Below are 18,488 nucleotides of genomic sequence, written 5' to 3'. Positions count from 1 at the left end.
CTCCTCCACCACGTGAACCATGGTCTCCCGGCCCTCGTGACTGGCGGTGATGTCGAGAAAGGTCAGTTCGTCGGCGCCCTGCTCGTCGTATCGCCGCGCAATCTCCACCGGATCGCCGGCGTCGCGGATGTCCACGAACTGCACGCCCTTGACCACGCGGCCGTTGCCCACGTCCAGACAGGGGATGATGCGCTTGGCCAGTCCCATGTCAGCCTCCCGTCAGTTCGTCCAGCAGGCTCTGGCCTTCGGCGAAATCCAGCGTGCCTTCGTAGATGGCGCGGCCGGTGATGACGCCGGTGACACCCTCTGCGGCCAGCGGCGCCAGCGCCCGCAGGTCATCCAGATTGGTGACGCCGCCGGAGGCGATCACCGGGATGTCGATGGCGCGGGCCAGCCGGGCGGTGTCGTCCACGTTGACACCCTGCAGCATGCCGTCGCGACCGATGTCGGTGTAGATGATGGCTTCCACGCCGTCCTGTTCGAAGCGTCGGGCCATGTCGATGACTTCGTGATCGGTCACTTCCGCCCAGCCATTGATGGCCACCTTGCCGCCCTTGGCGTCCAGCCCCACCATGATATGGCCGGGAAAGGCACGGCAGGCTTCATGGACGAATTCCGGTTCGTGCACGGCCTTGGTGCCGATGATGCAGTACTGCACACCGGCGTTCAGGTATGTCTCGATGGTTTCCAGACTGCGGATGCCGCCGCCGATCTGCACCGGCAGATCGGGAAAGGCGCGGGTGACGGCCAGCACGGCCTCCGCGTTCTCCGGCTTGCCGGCGAAGGCGCCGTTGAGGTCCACCATGTGCAGGCGGCGGGCACCGGCGTTCTTCCAGCGCTCCGCCATGGCGGCGATGTCGCTGGAAAAGACGGTGGCGTCATCCATTTCGCCCTGGCGCAGGCGCACGCACTGACCGTCCTTCAGATCGATTGCGGGAATGAGGATCATAGGGTTCCGTTCCAGTTGAGGAAGTTTTTGAGAAGTTGCAGACCGGCGTCGGCGCTTTTTTCCGGATGGGCCTGAATGGCGAACAGGTTGTCGCGGGCCACGGCGGCCGTGAAGGGGTGGCCGTAGTCGGTCACGCCGGCCGTAAGCGTGTGTTCCGCCGGCTGTACATAGTAGCTGTGCACGAAGTAGAAGCGGGTGCTGTCCTCAATGCCGTGCCACAGGGGATGGTCCTGCGTCTGGGCGATCTGGTTCCAGCCCATGTGGGGGATCTTCAGCTCTGGCCGGTCGGGGAAGCGGAAGGGCGCCACCTCGCCGGGCAGAATGCCGAGGCAGTGCACGCCGCCGTTTTCCTCGCTGTAGTCCATCAATACCTGCATGCCCATGCAGATGCCGAGAAAGGGCTTTTCCTGCGCCGCCTCGCGCAGCGCCTTTTCCACACCCGTGTTGATGAGGTTGTCCATGCAGGCCCGCGCCGCGCCCTGGCCTGGGAAGATGATGGCGTCGGCGTTATGGATGTCCTCGGCATGGCTGCTGACGACCACGCGGGTGCCGGCGGGTGCCACATGCTCCGCGGCCTTGGAGACCGAGCGCAGGTTGCCCATGCCATAGTCGACGACGACCACCTGTTTCATTACAGCGCGCCCTTGGTTGAGGGGATGACATCACCCATGCGCGGGTCTGGCTCGACGGCTTCGCGCACCGCCCGCCCGAAGGCCTTGAAGATGGTCTCGGCCTGATGGTGGGCGTTTTCGCCGCGAATATTGTCGATGTGCAGCGTGGCGCGGGCGTGGTTGACGAAGCCCTGAAAGAATTCCTGCACCAGCTGGGTATCGAAGCGCCCGATCACATCCCGGGTGAAGCGGCAGTGGAACGACAGGCCCGGGCGGCCGGAAAAGTCGATGACCACGCGGCTGAGCGCCTCATCCAGCGGTATATAGGCGTGCCCGTAGCGTCGGATGCCGCGCTTGTCGCCCAGCGCTTCATGGAAGGCCTGGCCCAGCACGATGCCGATGTCCTCAGCGGTATGGTGGTCGTCGATGTGCAGGTCCCCTTCCGCCTCCACGGACAGGTCGATCAGCCCGTGACGGGCCACCTGCTCCAGCATGTGCTCCAGAAAGGGGATGCCGGTTTCCAGTTCGCAGCGTCCGCTGCCGTCCAGATTGACGGTAACGCGGATGCGCGTCTCGCGGGTTATGCGTTCCACATTGGCAGTGCGCATGGGCGGGCCCTCATGTTATGACCGGCACATTTTAACCCGAAGGGGATGGTGGCAGCAGGCGCCGGTCCAGCAAAAACTTATGGGTAGATAAGAAATGATGATGAGCCAATATAAGAGAGTTGTATTGTTCTGATATTGCTTTGGGAGGATAATTCCCGTGTTCTGAGAAAGTGTCGCCCTCTGGAACCGGCCCGAAACTTGTTCTGGATCAAGTTTCGGGCGGGATGCGAGTGGGGTCGGGCAAACGGCTCAATATAATCGCGAGTGAATGCCCGAACCCTTGAGCAAGTCTTGAGGGTGAAGGTCAACAAGAAGAAACCAAGGAGTGTTCAACATGGACTCTGCAACTCCCAAGTATGAGTATGGGCTACTGAAGTTCGGTACCCTGCTGACAATCATCGTGTTCATCGCGGGCACGACGATTGGTACTTATGCAGCATCAGAACTGGCGTGGCCTTTTCTGAACTTTGACATCCCGGAGCTGACCTTCGGGCGTCTGCGCGTGGTGCATACCAACACCATCGTCATCGCGTTCGGTGGTCTGGCGCTGTTCGTGACTTCCCTGTACTCCGTGCAGCGCACCAACAGCAACCGCCTGTGGTGCGTGCCCTGTGCCTGGGCGTCTGCGCTGCTGCTGGTGGGCTCCATCGTGGGCGGCATCATCGGCATTGCCTTCGGTCTGTCCCAGGCGCGTGAGTATCACGAGATGGAGTGGATCTTCGACGTAGGTATCGCCGTGGGCTGGCTGCTGTGGACCATGGTCTTCGTCATGACCATCGCCACCCGGGACAAGGAGAAGGTGCCGCACGTCTATGTGTCCAACTGGTTCTACCTTGCGCTGCTGATCGCCGTGACCTATCTGTTCCTGGTCAACGGTCTGGCGCTGCCCGTAACCTGGTACAAGTCCTACTCTCTGTACAGCGGTGTGCAGGACGCCATGATCCAGTGGTGGTGGGGACACAATGCCGTTGGTTTCTTCCTGACAGCCGGCTTCCTGGGCATGATGTACTACTTCGTGCCGAAGCAGGCGCAGCGTCCGGTCTACTCCTACCGTCTGTCCGTGATCCACTTCTGGGCGCTGATCTTCGGTTACGTATGGCTGGGTGCGCACCACCTGCAGTACACCGCGGTGCCTGACTGGACCGGCTCTCTGGGTGCGGTCATCTCTCTGGCGATGATCATTCCGTCCTGGGGTGGCGCGCTGAACGGCATGCTGACCCTGTCCGGTGCGTGGGACCGTCTGCGTACGGACTACATCCTGCGCTTCCTGATCATGGCGCTGGCCTTCTATGCCATGTCCACCTTCGAAGGCCCGGTCATGTCCTCCAAGACCGTTAACGCCCTGTCCCACTACACCGACTGGACCATCGGTCACGTACACTCCGGTGCACTGGGCTGGGTTGCCATGGTGGCCATCGGTTCTCTGTACCACATGGTCATGAAGATGTGGAACACCGAAATGTACAGCATGAAGCTGATCAACTGGCACTTCTGGCTGCACACGCTGGGCACCGTGCTGTACATCGTCGCCATGTGGGTATCCGGCATCATGCAGGGCCTGATGTGGCGTGCCTATGACGAGTACGGCGTGCTGGCCTACACCTTCGCCGAGTCCGTAGCAGCCATGCATCCGTACTATGTCATGCGCGCAATGGGCGGTGTGCTGGTTGTTCTGGGTGGTCTGGTCATGCTGTACAACGTGGTCATGACCCTGGCGACCATCAAGTCCCGTCAGCCTGCTGCTGCCGCAGCCTGATGAAGCCATGGGGCGGGCTTCCGGCCCGCCTTCCATACAGATGAAATGTTGAGGAGCAAAGACACATGGCTGATCACAACGAACAACCCAAGAATCTCCAGGAAAAGCTCGAACGCAACATCTTCGGGCTGTTTCTGGCGACTGCCTTCATGGTGTCCATCGCGGGCATCGTGGAAATCGTGCCCCTGTTCTACCTGAAGTCCGCGGTGGACTACACCGAGCGCACGGACCAGTGGGGTAACCTGAAGAATGAGAAGTTCCCGGAGCTGGTCTGGGAGCGTCACTTCAAGATGGAAAACGGCAAGCTCGTTGCCGACAAGCGCCTGTACTACAAGGACAAGAACGGCAACTGGAAGTCCGACTGGAAGCCGGGTGACGGCGTGCGTCCCTACACGCCGCTGGAACTGGCCGGTCGTGACATCTATCAGCGTGAGGGGTGCATGTACTGTCACTCTCAGATGATCCGTCCGTTCCGTGACGAACGTGAGCGTTACGGTCACTACTCGCTGGCAACCGAGTCCATCTATGACCATCCGTTCCAGTGGGGCTCCAAGCGGACCGGTCCGGATCTGGCCCGTCTGGGGGGCAAGTACTCCGACGAATGGCACAAGCTGCACCTGATGCGTCCGCAGGACATGGTGCCCGAGTCTGTCATGCCTGCCTATCCGTGGCTGGCAGAACAGTGCATCACCGACCAGTATGTGGGCCGCATGAAGGTGGGCAAGCGTGACATGAAGGCGCGTCTTGAAGTGATGCGCAAGCTGCGCGTGCCTTACACCGATGAGGAGATCGAGCTGGCAGACGAGTACCTGCGTACCTATGGCAACCCGAACCCGGACAAGAAGTGCACCACCGAACTGGATGCACTGGTTGCCTATCTCCAGGTGCTGGGCACCATGACCAAACTGGACGACAGCAAGGTCTATCGTGAGTAAGCTGACTGATTACTTCCATACGGACTGGGCGGCCATGACCGCCCAGGACTGGGCTGGAGTGATCATTACCGTGGGCGCCTTCATCGGCATTGTGGTGACCTTTGCCTGGGCGCTCAGTCCCGGACGCCGAAAGCGTCTGGAGCAGCAGAAGTACAACGTGCTGGACGACGACGATTAAGAGATTCTGAGGAGTAACAACATGGCTGGACACAACCCCTGGCCCAACGAGGGCAACACTGGCCACATCTGGGACGAGGATATCCGCGAGCTGGATAACCCGCCTCCGCTGTGGTGGATGCTGGCGTTCTACGCCGGCTTCGTGATGATCATCTTCTACGCCATCTACTATCCGACCATCCCGCTGGCCAATGGCTTTACCAAGGGTGTGGCCGGATGGACTGCGGTCAAGGAGTATGAGGAGAGCTACAACGAACTGAAGGCGTGGCGTAAGGCCAAGTTCGCTGACAAGGAAGAGGCGCTGGCTTCCAAGCCGCTGAATGAGATCATGAAGAATGAGGATCTCAAACTGTATGCAGTGGCTACCTCCAAGATGCTCTTCGGCGACAACTGCGCGGCCTGTCACGGTGCCGGCGGCATGGGCAACCCCAACTTCCCGGTACTGGCCGACGATGACTGGCTGTGGGGCGGTCACATCAATCAGATCTATGCCTCAATCGCTAATGGTCGTGTGGGCAACATGCCGGCTCGTGGTCTGATGGGCAATCTGTCTGATGACGAGATTGAAAAAGTCGCGGACTATGTCATGGCGTTGTCTGAAGGCAAGGGCAATGATCCATCTGTGGCGGCTGGCAAGGCTATCTACGCCAAGGGCATGTGCGTGGCCTGTCATGGTCCGACCGGCAAACCGGTTGCTCCGAATGGTGCGGCCAACCTGACCGACAAGATCTGGCGCTTCGTGCCGGCCAATGACGGCTCCTGCACGCTGATGGACGAGCAGACTCAGCGTGATGCTGTGGTGCGTACCATCAAGTATGGTGTGAATGTGAAGAAGAACGGACAGCTGATCGACTGCACCCGTCAAGCTGTGATGCCAGCTTGGAAGGAGCGCCTTGGCGAGAAGGAAGTCAAGCGCTTGGCCATCTATGTGCATGAACTGGGTGGTGGTCAGTAAGGAAAGTTGATCATGATCAACTTCTGATCCAAAAGGGGGAATGGCAACATTCCCCCTTTTTTCGTTTTATGCTTTAATTGACCTAACGATGTTTATAAGAATATAAGCAATCACTGAGGAGACGCATCATGGGTGATCTCAACAATGACTGGGTGCTGTGGGGATCCATTCTGACCGTCGTGCTGACTGTCGTTTCACTGGTTGGCTATGCATGGAAGGCCATTCAGGGCATGGAAGGTGAAACGGGCGAAGATGGCTCGGAAGAGCAGAATCAGTAAGGCGTGCTGAGCCAGGGTTCGGGGAAAAGGCCTATCGCAAGATAGGCTTTTTCATTTTCAGGAATCCAACAAAACTGTTTATTACGGACCATAAATAGAATTTGGTAACCATAGGGCGATTTTATGAGTGAACTGAACAGGGATGGAACCAAGGCGTCCTTGCTGGACGAATACGAGGTCAACTCGAAAACGCTTGAAGAGATCGGTGTCGAGATTCTTCCGGTCAATACGGGCAAGACGGTGCATGCAAAACGCATTCCCGGTCACTACCGCACTCTCAAGTGGATTGCGGCCAGTGTGTGGCTGACACTGTTCTTCGGTCCGTATCTGCGCTGGAATGGAGAGCAGGCGATTTTGTGGGACCTGCCGAACCGGCAGTTCCACTTTTTCGGCATCACCATTCTGCCCCAGGATATCTGGGTGCTGGCGATGATCCTGCTGTTCTTCGCGCTGCTGCTGGCTGCGGTGACGGCCATCGCCGGTCGAGTATGGTGCGGCTATTTCTGTTTCCACACCGTCTGGACGGATGTGTTCACCTGGCTGGAGGAGAAGTTCGAGGGTCCCCCGGCCAAGCGCATCAAGTTGGACCAGCAGCCGCTCAACTGGGAGAAGATCAAGATCAAGCTGCCGAAGCATCTGGTGTGGCTGCTGATCGGTTTTGCCACTTCTTTCAGCTTCCTGGCCTTCTTTACCGACGCGTTCGATCTGTGGAAGCGCCTGTTCCATCTGGATCTGGGCAAGTGGGAGTGGCTGACCATTATCGTTCTGGGGCTGGCCACCTATTTCTTCGCCGGGTTCATGCGCGAGCAGGTGTGCATCGGCTTCTGTCCCTATGCACGCATTCAGGGGGCCATGATTGATGAGGCCACGGTGGTTCCCACCTATGACAAGGACCGCGGTGAACCCCGTGCTCAGATGAAGGAACGCAATGCCTATGTGAGAGAAGTGCTGCAGCGCCTGAAAAAAGAAGGTGAAGAACAGAAACTGATGGAACAGTTCCTTGCCGAGGGCATGGACGAGCGTGCGGCGAAGAAGAAGGTGCAGGAAACCCTGCGTCAGCGGGCCAATGAGGAAGCGGACAGGCACTTTGGTGACTGTATCGACTGCCATCTGTGCGTTGATGTGTGCCCGACCGGTGTGGATATCCGCCTCGGGCAGCAGTTCGGCTGCATCACCTGTGGACTGTGCATTGACGCCTGCGACAGCATCATGGAGAAAATCAAGAAGCCCAAGGGCCTGATCCGCTATGCGTCGCTGGATGACTTCCTCGGCAAGGAGACGCCGCCGTGGTACAAGCGTCCGCGGGTGCTGATCTACATCACGGTCATGTCCATTGCCGCAGGCCTGCTGCTGTGGAAGCTGACTCATCTGGATCCGATCGATGTCAAGGCGCTGCATGACCGTGCGCCGCTGTTCGTGCAGATGAGTGACGGCACCATTCAGAACAAGTACACGGTCAAGATCGTCAACAAGACGCCCAACAAGATGATGGCCAAGATTTCCGTAGAAGGGCCTGAAGGACTGGTCTATCTGACCGACCGGGTGGTGCCGGTGGAGCCGGGCACCGTCGGCCAGGCGATCGTGCGGGTACGTCTGCCGAAGTCTGCTCTGAAGGAGGGCCGGGTGCCGATCCGCATCATCGTGCAGGACCAGAACCATCCGGAGATCAAGTCAACCTACGAGAGCGTGTTCATCGGGCCCAAGCACTGAATGAACACCGCTCGTATAATGGTGCCCCTGGTGCGTGAATGTGCCGGGGGTTTTTTCGTTTCTGCATGCGCATCTGCATGGGCACCGGACAGTGCACATGCGCATGGGCAGGCACAGAACATAAGAGGTAACTGCGGTGAGTGGTGAAAAGAAAGACTGGAGCCGTCCGTGGCGCAATCCGTTCGTCATCGGCTGGCTGGTGATGCTGGTGCTGGTGCTGTCGGTCAACCTGTTCATGGTCAACATGGCCATCGTCACCAATCCGGGGCTGGTCAAGACGGATCTGGATCATGCCGAGGCGTCGGTGGTGGAGATCCTCCGGCGGGAAAAGGACCTGCAGAGCAAAGGGTGGGCACTGGATCTGAAAATCCCGCTGCTGACCCAGAACGAACCGGCACCGGTACAGGCGCGCATCTATATCAAGGATGGTGGCGCCACGGTAGTCGGGGACAGCGCGACACTGTTCTACTACCGTCCGGCCGACAAACGGCAGGATGGTCAGATTGTCCTCAAGCGCCAGCCGGACGGCACCTTCGCCGGCATCCTGAAACTACCGCTCAAGGGCAAATGGGATGTGGTGCTGGAGATCACCAAGGACGGAGAGACCTACCAGCTGGGCCGCTCCCTGTGGGTTGAAGAGAAGAAATGAGTCAGCGGCAGGCTGAACATTGCTACCACTGTGGCCAGGCCATTGCGCCGGGGGAGCGGGTGACGCACCCCATCAAGGGGGTGGAGCGGGATTTCTGCTGCCAGGGGTGCGCCGGTGTCTGCGAGGTCATTCACGAGGCAGGGCTGGAAAGTTTCTATCAGCGCACGCCGGAAGGCGAACTGCTTTCGCCGCCTCCGCCGCCGCCCAGGGAACTGGACTTCATCGACCATGATGAGGTGCAGAGCCAGTTCACCGACAAGCTGGGAGATGTGCGCGAAATCACCCTGCTGTCGGAGACCATCCACTGCGCCGCCTGCATCTGGCTGATCGAGCACCGTCTGGCCCAGCTGGACGGCGTGCTCTACGCCCATGTGAACTTCACCAACAAGCAGATCAAGGTGCGCTGGGACAACAGGCGCATCCGCCTCTCCGACATCATCCGCACCCTGCATCAGATCGGCTACGAAGCGGTGCCTTACGACCCTTCCGCCAGCGAGGCGGCCTGGCGCAAGGCCAACCGGGACCTGCTCTATCGTCTCGGTTTCGCCGGCTTCGCCATGATGAACATCATGTGGTTTGCCGTGGCACTCTATTCCGGCGCGGATGAGCATCCTGAGTGGCGCAACTACTTCCATGTGCTGGAATGGATCATCGCCACGGCGGTGCTGCTCTATTCCGCCAAACCCTTCTTTCAGGGGGCCTGGTCGTCGCTCAAGGCACGCACGCTGGGCATGGATGTGTCCATCAGCCTCGGCATTCTGGCCACCTATTTCTACTCCGTCTGGGTGACGCTCCACTTCAACGAGAATGTGGGGAGTGTCTATTTCGACACCATGACAGACTTTGTCTTCTTCCTGCTCATCGGTCGTTATCTGGAAGCCATTTCAAAGAATCGTGCGGTGGACGCCACCCGGCGACTGATGGCGCTGCAGCCCAAGGTGGCACGCAAGCTGAATGAAGACGGCAGCGAGGAGGTGGTGCCGGTGCGCCTGCTCAAGCCGGGCGATCGGGTGCTGATCAAGCCGGGCGACCACATTCCCGTGGACGGCGAGGTGGTCGATGGCGTGGGGCATGTGAACGAGTCCATGCTCAGCGGCGAGTCCCGCGAGGTGTACAAGCAGCCGGATGACAAGGTGGCCGCCGGCACGCTCAGCATGGACGCCACCCTGACCGTCAGCGTGGAGAAGATTCTGCAGGATACCATGCTGGGGCGCATCATCCAGATGGTGGAGCAGGCGCAGGGTTCCAAGGCGCCCATTCAGTGCACGGCGGATCGCATCATGCCCTGGTTCGTCTCCGCCGTCATCACCCTGGCCACGGCCAGTGCTGTCTACTGGTATTTCGCCGAGGGCATCGAAACCGCCATCATGGCCGGCACGGCGGTGCTGATCATCACCTGCCCGTGTGCGCTGGGGCTGGCCACACCCATGGCCATCGCCGTGGCCAGCGGCGTGTCCGCCCGCAACGGCATTCTGGTCAAGAATGGCGCGGTGCTGGAGGTTCTCAACGACATCAACCACTTTGTCTTTGACAAGACCGGCACGCTGACCAAGGGCGAGATGCGGGTGGTGGACGTGCACACCCGTGGCCCACTGGATGCGGACACGCTGCTGCGCAAGATTGCCGCGGTGGAGTTTCACTCCGAACACGCCATCGGTCAGGCCATCTACGCGTCGGTGAAGGAGCAGCATCCGGCTTTTCTGCCAGGTGACTACCGGGTGGAGGATTTTGTCGTGCATGCCGGCCGGGGTGTGGAGGCCCAGGTGGAGGGTGCTCACTACCGCATCGGTCATGGTGACTGGCTCAGCGAGTATGGCGTGACGCTGCCGCAGGACTGGCTGTCGCTGGAGCTAAAAGCGCAGCGCAAGGGGCAGACAACCATCTGGGTAGCGCGGGAAGGCGAGGTGGTGGCGCTGCTGCTGCTGGCAGACGAGCTGCGTCCGGATGCGAAGGAGCTGATCCGACGTCTCAAGGATCAGGGTCACAGGGTGACGCTGCTTTCTGGCGACCGGCGGGCCGTGGCCGAGGAGATCGCCCGCCAGCTGGGCGGCATGGAGGTGATTGCCGAGGTGCTGCCGGATGAGAAGCATGATGTCATCGCCCGGCTTCAGGCGCAGGGTGAGAAGGTGGCCATGGTGGGCGACGGTATCAACGATGCGCCGGCGCTGGTGCGCGCCCATGTGGGCTTTGCGCTGGGGGCGGGCACGGACATCTCCATGGACAGCGCCGACATCGTGCTGATGAACAACGAGCTGCTGGCGGTGGATACGGCCGTGCGTCTGGCGCGGCGCACGCTGGTGACCATCCGTCAGAACATCGCCAGCTCCATTCTCTACAATGTGATCATGGTGCCACTGGCCATGAGCGCCACGCTCACGCCGCTGATCGCCGCCATCACCATGCCCATGAGTTCGCTTGTGGTCATTGGCAACGCGGCGCGTATCCGCACCTTCTTTTCCGAGAAACAGAAACAGGCCCGGAGGGCAGGTTGATGGACGTGATCTACGGATTGATTCCCTTTGTGCTGGCCTTCGGCTTCATTGCGGTGGTGGCCTTCATCTGGATGGCCAAGAAGGGGCAGTTCGATGATCTGGACGGGGTGGCCAACCGTATTCTGTTTGACGATGACGAGGAGCCCACCAATGCCGGCATGAAGGCACGGGACGAGGCGCGTCAGCAGGAAAAGGGTCAGCCGCTTCAGAAAAGTGAAGCGCCGGAGAAACGTTCCAGCGCTGACTGATGCACACCGCTCCGGCAGGGCAGACCGGGATTCAGAGCTGCGTCCTGCCGATGAAGTCGGCCCACTCGAACACTTCCCGTCCTTCCGGGTCGACGATGATCTCCAGCCCCTTGTCCGGATAGATCCAGCGTTCCGTCTTGTCGGCGGGTGACTTGCGTCGGTAAGGCGGTGGGCCGAAACGCTTCAGCAGCGCTTCTTCCGGCAGGTCGCGTCCCACCAGAGTGATGGCTTCGATGGGCGCATGCAGCAGGCTGCGGGCCTGAAAGTCGCTCAGCAGCGCCTCCTTGTCACCGGTGGGGGTGGCGCGCACGCCCGGCGCTTCTTTCAGCAGCGCCTGTTTGCGCTCGGGGCCGACCGCAAGACGAAGGATCAGCGGCGCCTTGATGCTGCCGATGTAGATGGTGGGGAAGTAGGCTTCCACGGATGTGGGACGCAGCTGGGCGTCGGCGAACAGCTTGACCTCCACATCCCGTCCGTAGAGGGCCATGGCATCGGCCAGAGTGGATTTGCCGATGGTCAGCCCGAGCGCATGCACATGACCCTGCTCATCCCGGAAACTGTTCCACGGCAGCTGTTCCTTTTTGTAGGGGTGCGGCGCGTCCGGAAAGAGCAGCCACCCCCCCAGCACCAGCAGCAGCGTGGCCAGCAGGGCCTGGACGAAGACCGGCAGGCGGCGGATCATTCAGTGGCTCCGGGCCGGTCCAGGTTTGCGATGTCCTCAGGCGCCTTTTCGTCCTCGGACTTGCCCAGCGGCGGGTTCTGATCTTCCGGGCGGGGCAGATATTGCTCGATCTTGTCGTTGAGAATGCCCTGTCCCGCTTCAAAGACGGAGATGCCGGTCTGGATGAAGGTCACCAGCACGGTGACGAACACCACCAGACCCGAGAAGTACATGGTGACCACCTGCATGATGTTGGTCTTGCCACCCTCCGGGTTGGAGAAGTCCTGCATGGACATGCCGCCCGGGAACAGGGTGTCCACCAGCAGATAGAGGCCCATCATGGCGATGGCGACGATGTAGGAGCCGATCAGCAGCTTGCCCCGGCGGCAGGCGACCATCCAGTTGGCGGCCACATACCAGCTTTCCGGCAGCTTTTTCTTCACCTGTGAGCAGATGTAGAGGATCACCGTGGTGGAGATGGCGGGAATGAGCAGGAATGGTGCCATCTTGCCGTGGCCGATCTCCAGAATGGTGTAGGCGAGAAACAGGTGGGTGATCAGGATGTTGAAGTTGTAGATGTGAAAGGGAATCTTGGCCTTCTGGGCCTCTTCCTGAGTGATCTTGTATTGCATGGCTATTTCTCCCGCGCTGTGAGCGGAAATATTCTAATCGCCGGCCGGCTCGCAGGTGTTGAGAAAGTCTTGAAAGGTCATGGGCTTTCCGAACAGGTAGCCCTGCAGCAGATCCACGCCGGCATCCTTCAGGAAGCGGGCCTGATCTTCGGTCTCCACGCCTTCGGCCACCAGCTGCAGGTTGAGTGTCTTGGCCAGGGCGCAGATGGCGCGGATCACCTTGGCGGCGGCCTCATCCGGCAGCTGGATGACAAAGCCGCGGTCGATCTTCAGGGTGTTGATGGGAAAGCGGCTCAGCCATGCCAGGGAGGATTGACCGGTGCCGAAATCATCCAGCGCCAGCCGCACGCCGAGGGCGCGCAGCCGGTTCATGATGTCCAGCGCTTCATCCACCCGGGCGATGGCCTGGGATTCGGTGATTTCGATCTCCAGCATCTCTGCCGGGCGCTGCTGGGCGGAGACGCGACGGGTGATCTCGTCCACCAGTTCCGGGTAGTGGAACTGGACGGGAGAGAGGTTGACGCTGAAGTGGAGCCGGTGACCCCGGTCGCACAGAGTCTGGGCGTCCTCCAGCACCCGGTCCAGCGCGAACAGGCTGATGGGCTGGATCAGGCCGATGCGCTCGGCGATGGGCACGAATTCCTGCGGGGAGATCAGTCCCATGCGCGGATGGTTCCAGCGGATGAGCGCCTCGGCGCCGTAGAGGCTGCCGTCGTCGGCGCGCACCTGCGGCTGGTAGAAGACTTCGATCTCGCCCTTCTCCAGCGCGAAGCGCAGATGGTTCTCCAGCCGCACCTGGCGGCCGGTTTCCATGTTCATCTCCAGCTTGTAGAAGACCAGCTGGCGGCCCTGGCGGTTTTTGGCCTCGACACGGGCGCGGTTGGCGGCGTTGAGCTGCTGCATGGGCGTGGCCAGTGGGGGGCGGGTGGCCACGCCGATGCTGAAGCTCAGATGCACCATGCGGCCATTGACTTCATAGGGTTCCTGCAGGGCGTTGAGGAAGCGGTGGGCCAGATCGTGCACGTTCTGTTCGTCCTGCAGGCCGTGGATGTGCACGGCGAACAGGTCGCTGCCCAGCCGGCCGATGAGGTCCTGCTCGCGGGTGATGTCCATCAGCCGGTGAGCCAGTGCCTTGAGCAGCTCGTCACCGAATTCCAGCCCGAAGGTGTCGTTGATGTTGCTGAAACGGTCGATGCTGAACATCAGCAGGGCGGTCATGCTGGTCAGCAGGCTGTGCGCCTTGAGCCGTTCGATGAAGCCCTCGCGGTTGAGCAGGCCGGTGAGGCGGTCATAGTCGAGCAGGGTGCGGTCGATGCAGTCCAGCGCCCAGCCGCAGCTTTCGGTGGTGCTGACAAGCCAGCGGGGAGAGAGCTGACTGTTGAGCTGCTGGCCCTGTTCCGGCGTGAAGGCCTGAACGATGTCGCTGGCAGAAAGTTCCTGACGGAAGCGTTCTTCCGCGTCCGGATCAGGACTGAGCAGCAGAATGGGGCGTCTCATGGAAGGCGAATGTCCGTGCTTACACCTGCAACCAGAAGGATACCGGCCCGTCGTTGCACAGGGTGACCTGCATGTTGGCGCCGAACCGTCCTGTTGCTATTTTAGGATGTTTTGCGCGCACCGTTTCAACAAATCGCCCGAACAGCTCGCGAGCCGTTTCCGGCGGGGCGGCCGGCGTGAAGTTGGGACGCAGTCCCTTGCGGGTGTCGGCCGCCAGGGTGAACTGGGGAATGAGCAGGATTTCGCCGTCAATCTGGCGGATGTCGAAGTTCATGCGGTCGTTGTCGTCGGCGAACAGGCGGTAGCCGATGAGCTTGTCCGCCATGCGGCTCAGGCGAGCCTCGTCGTCGCCACGCTCGAAACCCACCAGCACGACCATGCCGTAGCCGATCTCGCCGACGGTTTCGCCGTCCACCTCCACCCGCCCCTGGCAGGCGCGCTGAATGAAGCAGATCACGACGGGGTCTCCCCTGATTTTGCAGGATGCCGCGCCGGCCCGCCGCGGCGCGGCCGGAAAAATGCGCCTTCAGTCGTCCTTTTTACGCGCATGGCGCTTGCGTTCGCTTTCGGTGAGGTATTTCTTGCGAATGCGGATGCTTTCCGGCGTCACTTCCACCAGCTCGTCGTCGTCGATGAACTCCAGCGCCTGCTCCAGCGTGAAGCGGATCGGTGGGGTGAGCAGGATGTTCTCATCCGAGCCGGCGGCGCGGATGTTGGTCAGCTGCTTGGCTTTCAGCGGGTTGACGGTGAGGTCGTTGGCGCGGCTGTGGATGCCGATCACCTGGCCTTCATAGACCTCGTCGCCAGGGCCGATGAACAGCCGTCCGCGCTCCTGCAGGTTGAACAGGGCATAGCCCAGCGCCTTGCCGGTGCCGTTGGAGATGAGCACGCCGTTGGTGCGCGCGCCAATGCGGCCGGAGAGCTTGGGCCCCCAGTGGCTGAAGCTGGAGAACAGCAGCCCTTCGCCTGCGGTGGCGGTGAGAAACTCGGTGCGGAAGCCGATCAGACCGCGGGAGGGCACGATAAAGTCGATGCGCACCCGGCCGTAGCCGTCGGGCACCATGTTGGTCATCTCCGCCTTGCGCTCGCCCAGTTTCTCCATGATGGTGCCCTGAGCGCTTTCCGGAATGTCCACGGTGAGGGTCTCATAGGGCTCCATCAGCTCGCCATCGATCTCCTTGAAGATGACCTCCGGGCGGGAGACGGCCAGCTCGAAGCCCTCGCGACGCATGGTCTCGATCAGCACCGACAGATGCAGCTCACCGCGGCCGGAGACGCGCAGGCGATCCGGGTCGTCGGTGTCCTCCACCCGCAGGGCCACGTTGGTGAGCAGCTCCTTGTCCAGCCGCTCGCGGATCTGTCGGGAGGTGAGGTATTTGCCTTCCCGGCCGGCGAAGGGGGAGGTGTTGACCTGAAAGGTCATGGTGACGGTGGGTTCCTCGACGCTCACCGGCGGCAGGGCTTCCACATGGCCGGGGTCGCACAGGGTGTCGGAGATGTAGAGGGGGTCGATGCCGGTGAAGGCGATGATGTCGCCCGCCTGCGCCTCTTCCACATTGACCCGCTCCAGCCCGTGGTAGCCCAGCACCTCAAGCACCCGCGCCGGGCGGGTGTTGCCTTCCCGGTCGATGATGGTCACCTGTGTGTTGGGACGGATGCGCCCGCGCTTGATGCGCCCGGTGCCGATCACACCCTTGTAGGTGTCGTAGTCCAGGCTGATGCACTGCAGCTGGAAGGGGGCGTCCAGATCCACATCCGGTGCCGGCACCTTGTCGATGATGGTGCGGAACAGGTGGGTCATGTCCTGTTCGTCGGAGTCCGGCTCCGGACGGGCGAAGCCGTTGAGGCCGGAGGCGTAGACCACTTCGAAGTCCAGCTGCTCGTCGGTGGCGCCGAGGCGGTCGAACAGGTCGAAGGTCTGGTCCAGCACCCAGTCGGGGCGGGCGCCGGGGCGGTCGATCTTGTTGATGACCACGATGGGCTTCAGGCCCCGCTCAAGCGCCTTCTGGGTTACGAAGCGCGTCTGCGGCATAGGGCCTTCCACCGCATCCACCAGCAGCAGCACCGAGTCCACCATGGAGAGGATGCGCTCCACCTCGCCGCCGAAATCGGCGTGCCCCGGGGTGTCCACGATGTTGATGCGGTAGCCTTCCCAGTCGATGGCGGTGTTCTTGGACAGGATGGTGATGCCCCGTTCCTTTTCCAGATCGTTGGAGTCCATGACCCGCTCGCCCATGTCCTTGCGGGTATCCAGCGTGCCGGACTGGCGCAGCAGCTGGTCCACCAGGGTGGTCTTGCCGTGGTCCACGTGGGCGATGATGGCGATGTTTCTGAGTCTGTCGGGGGTCATGGCTATCCTTCTGAATTGCAAACAAAAACGCCCGCTCGAGGCGGGCGCGCGATTATACCCCATCCGGGCGGCTACTGCTGGTCGCGCCGGCAGTTGATCATGTCCTGCAGCACGCCGTAGGCCAGCGTGCCCAGCACGATGCCGATGAAGACGAACAGCGCCGGCAGCTTGCCCTCGCCCAGCATGGCCGGCACCGTGCCGGGGCAGGAGGCGGTCATGGCCCAGCCGATGCCGAACAGGAAGGCGCCGAACAGCAGCCCCTTCTGCCACGGCTTGCGGGGGAACTGAATGGGCGTGCCGGTGCCGATGCTGTGCCAGCCCTGCTGCTGCATCCACCAGATGCCGATCATGCCGATGAGCACCGCCACGCCGATGACGATCATCAGCTGAAAATCCTCGAACAGGAACATCTTGGCGTGCAGGTCGTAGGTGGTGGCCCCCGCGCGGCTCATCAGGAAGCCGAACAGCGCCCCCAGCAGCAGGGAGAGGAAGTTGAGCTTGCGTTTGTTGATCATGGCGTCACACCTTGAACAGCAGCCAGGTCATCAGCATGGCGCTGCCGAAGAAGACCACGCCTGCGGCCAGGCTGGGCGGGTTGAGCATGGCGCCGCCCACCAGCGCGTGGCCAGTGGTGCAGGCGCCGGCCATGCGGGCACCGAAACCGAGGAACATGCCGCCGAAGATGAGCCACAGCGCCTTGCCGGTGTCGCTCTGGGGCAGGATGGCGTCATACATGCCCATGGAAAAGCTCCAGTGCCAGGGCTCGGATGAAAGCAGCGCGCTGATCAGCCCGCCGATGGGAATGCCCAGCAGGAACCACAGGCGGGTGTTGTTGATGTCCTCATACTCGCCGGTGTGGAAGAACTTCACCCGCTTGCACGCCAGAGCGCAGAAGTTGCCGTACCCGGTGGAGCAGCCCGCCGGGCGGCCGATGATCCAGAAGTGCAGCAGCACGAAAAGACCGATGCCGATGCCGCCGATCCATGCCGGCCAGTAGTCGATGTGCATGTGACCCCCTCTGTCTCTCTTGTCGGATGGCGATATTTTCCGATAAGGGAAACTCTCGGGTCAAAATAAAGTTTTCTTATGGGGTATAGAGGGGGTTTATCCCGCAGCCTCGACCATGGCCTTGTTGAGCTTTTTGATGGCGGCCTTTTCGATCTGGCGGATGCGCTCCATGGAAACGCCGTACTTTTCAGACAGTTCCTTGAGGCCGGTCTTCTCCTCGCTCAGCCAGCGCTGCTGCAGAATGTCCCGGCTGCGCTCGTCCAGGGTGTCCAGCGCTTCGTGGAGTTTCTCCAGCTTGAGGGTCTTGTCCTGGTGTTCGGCCAGCTGGGTTTCCGGATCCGGCTCGCTGGAAGCCAGCACCAGACCGGGGCGGTCGTTCTCCTCATCCTCCGGCGTGGGGTCGATGGAGACGTCCTGCCCGTAGAGGCGGCTGTCCATCTCCAGCACGTCCTCCTTGGTCACGCCCAGCTCCTCGGCCACCCGCTCCGCTTCCTTGTCGCCGAACCACTCCAACGCCTTCTTGGCACCGCGCAGCTTGAAGAACAGCTTGCGCTGCGCCTTGGTGGTGGCGGTCTTGACGATGCGCCAGTTCTTGATGATGTACTCGTTGATCTCGGCGCGGATCCAGTGGACGGCGAAGGTCATCAGGCGCACGTTCTGCTCCGGATTGAAGCGCTTGACCGCCTTCATCAGGCCGATGTTGCCCTCCTGAATCAGATCCGCCAGCGGCAGGCCGTAGCCGGCATAGCTGCGGGCGATGGGCACCACGTAGCGCAGTGAGGAGAGCACCAGCTGCCGGGCCGCCTCCACGTCCCTGTCGTAATACCAGCGTCGGGCCAGCTCCTGCTCCTCTTCCGGCGAGAGGACGGGGAACTGGTTGATCACCTGCAGGTAGGTGTTGAGATCCTTGCCCGGCACCAGCGCCCGCTCCAGTGCGGCCAGCGCCTTGCGGTCGGCTGGTGCCGGCGGTTT

Annotated in this window: 21 protein-coding genes; 9 read left to right on the top strand and 12 right to left on the bottom strand. The window is 61.3% G+C overall.

The genetic code is table 11. The annotated features are described in order from the left end of the window. The 4 genes from F8K16_RS08895 to hisB form a co-directional block, all read right to left on the bottom strand. Positions 1-207: HisA/HisF-related TIM barrel protein (locus tag F8K16_RS08895; RefSeq protein ID WP_294949692.1), on the bottom strand; the 207-nt coding region annotated here is incomplete at its 3' end. A gap of 1 nt (position 208) precedes the next feature. Further along, positions 209-949 carry a 1-(5-phosphoribosyl)-5-[(5-phosphoribosylamino)methylideneamino]imidazole-4-carboxamide isomerase gene (gene hisA, locus F8K16_RS08890; RefSeq protein ID WP_294949689.1) on the bottom strand — a complete coding sequence of 247 codons (741 nt, stop codon included), beginning with the start codon at positions 947-949 and terminating at the stop codon, positions 209-211. Continuing rightward, positions 946-1,581, bottom strand: a complete 636-nt coding sequence (hisH, locus tag F8K16_RS08885) for an imidazole glycerol phosphate synthase subunit HisH (RefSeq protein ID WP_294949686.1) — start codon at positions 1,579-1,581, stop codon at positions 946-948. The genes hisA and hisH overlap by 4 nt, the downstream gene beginning before the upstream one ends. Continuing rightward, entirely contained in the window at positions 1,581-2,168 is a 588-nt protein-coding gene (gene hisB / locus F8K16_RS08880; RefSeq protein WP_294949682.1) for an imidazoleglycerol-phosphate dehydratase HisB, read from the bottom strand. The genes hisH and hisB overlap by 1 nt, the downstream gene beginning before the upstream one ends. Before the next feature lie 334 nt (positions 2,169-2,502). Between hisB and ccoN the strand changes: the two genes are divergently transcribed. The 9 genes from ccoN (at position 2,503) to ccoS (ending at position 11,368) form a co-directional block, all read left to right on the top strand. After that, the gene (ccoN, locus tag F8K16_RS08875) at positions 2,503-3,924 is read left to right on the top strand and encodes a cytochrome-c oxidase, cbb3-type subunit I (RefSeq protein WP_294949678.1); all 1,422 of its coding nucleotides are present in this window, start codon (positions 2,503-2,505) and stop codon (positions 3,922-3,924) included. 65 nt (positions 3,925-3,989) lie between these two features. After that, positions 3,990-4,859 (top strand): cytochrome-c oxidase, cbb3-type subunit II, encoded by an 870-nt coding sequence (gene ccoO / locus F8K16_RS08870; protein ID WP_294949676.1) that lies wholly within the window; start codon positions 3,990-3,992, stop codon positions 4,857-4,859. Further along, positions 4,852-5,037 carry a hypothetical protein gene (locus F8K16_RS08865; RefSeq protein ID WP_294949673.1) on the top strand — a complete coding sequence of 62 codons (186 nt, stop codon included), beginning with the start codon at positions 4,852-4,854 and terminating at the stop codon, positions 5,035-5,037. The genes ccoO and F8K16_RS08865 overlap by 8 nt, the downstream gene beginning before the upstream one ends. Before the next feature lie 21 nt (positions 5,038-5,058). Next, positions 5,059-5,991, top strand: coding sequence for a cytochrome-c oxidase, cbb3-type subunit III (gene ccoP, locus F8K16_RS08860; protein WP_294949670.1), 933 nt, complete (start codon positions 5,059-5,061; stop codon positions 5,989-5,991). 128 nt (positions 5,992-6,119) lie between these two features. Beyond that, positions 6,120-6,269 carry a hypothetical protein gene (locus tag F8K16_RS08855; protein ID WP_294949666.1) on the top strand — a complete coding sequence of 50 codons (150 nt, stop codon included), beginning with the start codon at positions 6,120-6,122 and terminating at the stop codon, positions 6,267-6,269. A 123-nt stretch (positions 6,270-6,392) separates the two neighbouring features. Beyond that, entirely contained in the window at positions 6,393-7,979 is a 1,587-nt protein-coding gene (locus F8K16_RS08850) for a 4Fe-4S dicluster domain-containing protein (protein WP_294949664.1), read from the top strand. 136 nt (positions 7,980-8,115) lie between these two features. Continuing rightward, positions 8,116-8,628: a FixH family protein gene (locus F8K16_RS08845; RefSeq protein WP_294949660.1), complete on the top strand. Its 513-nt coding sequence runs from the start codon at positions 8,116-8,118 to the stop codon at positions 8,626-8,628. Then, the gene (locus F8K16_RS08840) at positions 8,625-11,120 is read left to right on the top strand and encodes a heavy metal translocating P-type ATPase (RefSeq protein ID WP_294949655.1); all 2,496 of its coding nucleotides are present in this window, start codon (positions 8,625-8,627) and stop codon (positions 11,118-11,120) included. Before F8K16_RS08845 ends, F8K16_RS08840 begins: the two co-directional genes overlap by 4 nt. After that, complete coding sequence (gene ccoS / locus F8K16_RS08835) at positions 11,120-11,368, top strand: cbb3-type cytochrome oxidase assembly protein CcoS (protein ID WP_294949650.1); 249 nt, start codon at positions 11,120-11,122, stop codon at positions 11,366-11,368. Before F8K16_RS08840 ends, ccoS begins: the two co-directional genes overlap by 1 nt. A gap of 31 nt (positions 11,369-11,399) precedes the next feature. Here the strand turns inward: ccoS and F8K16_RS08830 are convergent, their stop codons facing one another. The 8 genes from F8K16_RS08830 to rpoH form a co-directional block, all read right to left on the bottom strand. Beyond that, positions 11,400-12,050 carry a hypothetical protein gene (locus tag F8K16_RS08830; RefSeq protein WP_294949648.1) on the bottom strand — a complete coding sequence of 217 codons (651 nt, stop codon included), beginning with the start codon at positions 12,048-12,050 and terminating at the stop codon, positions 11,400-11,402. Next, positions 12,047-12,661, bottom strand: a complete 615-nt coding sequence (locus tag F8K16_RS08825) for a hypothetical protein (RefSeq protein ID WP_294949645.1) — start codon at positions 12,659-12,661, stop codon at positions 12,047-12,049. Before F8K16_RS08825 ends, F8K16_RS08830 begins: the two co-directional genes overlap by 4 nt. A 33-nt stretch (positions 12,662-12,694) precedes the next feature. After that, positions 12,695-14,158: a bifunctional diguanylate cyclase/phosphodiesterase gene (locus tag F8K16_RS08820; RefSeq protein WP_294949642.1), complete on the bottom strand. Its 1,464-nt coding sequence runs from the start codon at positions 14,156-14,158 to the stop codon at positions 12,695-12,697. Between the two features lie 19 nt (positions 14,159-14,177). After that, the gene (gene dtd / locus F8K16_RS08815; RefSeq protein ID WP_294949638.1) at positions 14,178-14,615 is read right to left on the bottom strand and encodes a D-aminoacyl-tRNA deacylase; all 438 of its coding nucleotides are present in this window, start codon (positions 14,613-14,615) and stop codon (positions 14,178-14,180) included. Between the two features lie 69 nt (positions 14,616-14,684). Next, complete coding sequence (gene typA / locus F8K16_RS08810) at positions 14,685-16,508, bottom strand: translational GTPase TypA (protein ID WP_294949635.1); 1,824 nt, start codon at positions 16,506-16,508, stop codon at positions 14,685-14,687. A 71-nt stretch (positions 16,509-16,579) separates the two neighbouring features. Then, positions 16,580-17,023: a DUF6691 family protein gene (locus F8K16_RS08805; protein WP_294949632.1), complete on the bottom strand. Its 444-nt coding sequence runs from the start codon at positions 17,021-17,023 to the stop codon at positions 16,580-16,582. Between the two features lie 4 nt (positions 17,024-17,027). Beyond that, positions 17,028-17,516, bottom strand: a complete 489-nt coding sequence (locus tag F8K16_RS08800; RefSeq protein ID WP_294949629.1) for a YeeE/YedE thiosulfate transporter family protein — start codon at positions 17,514-17,516, stop codon at positions 17,028-17,030. Positions 17,517-17,612: 96 nt separating this feature from the next. Then, the gene (rpoH, locus tag F8K16_RS08795) at positions 17,613-18,458 is read right to left on the bottom strand and encodes an RNA polymerase sigma factor RpoH (RefSeq protein ID WP_294949695.1); all 846 of its coding nucleotides are present in this window, start codon (positions 18,456-18,458) and stop codon (positions 17,613-17,615) included. Between the last annotated feature and the right edge of the window lie 30 nt (positions 18,459-18,488).

The organism is Sulfurivirga sp., from assembly GCF_015490265.1.
Taxonomy (GTDB): domain Bacteria; phylum Pseudomonadota; class Gammaproteobacteria; order Thiomicrospirales; family Thiomicrospiraceae; genus Sulfurivirga.
Note: the sequence above shows the minus strand (reverse complement) of the source record. Positions and strands in the feature narration are given on the sequence as shown.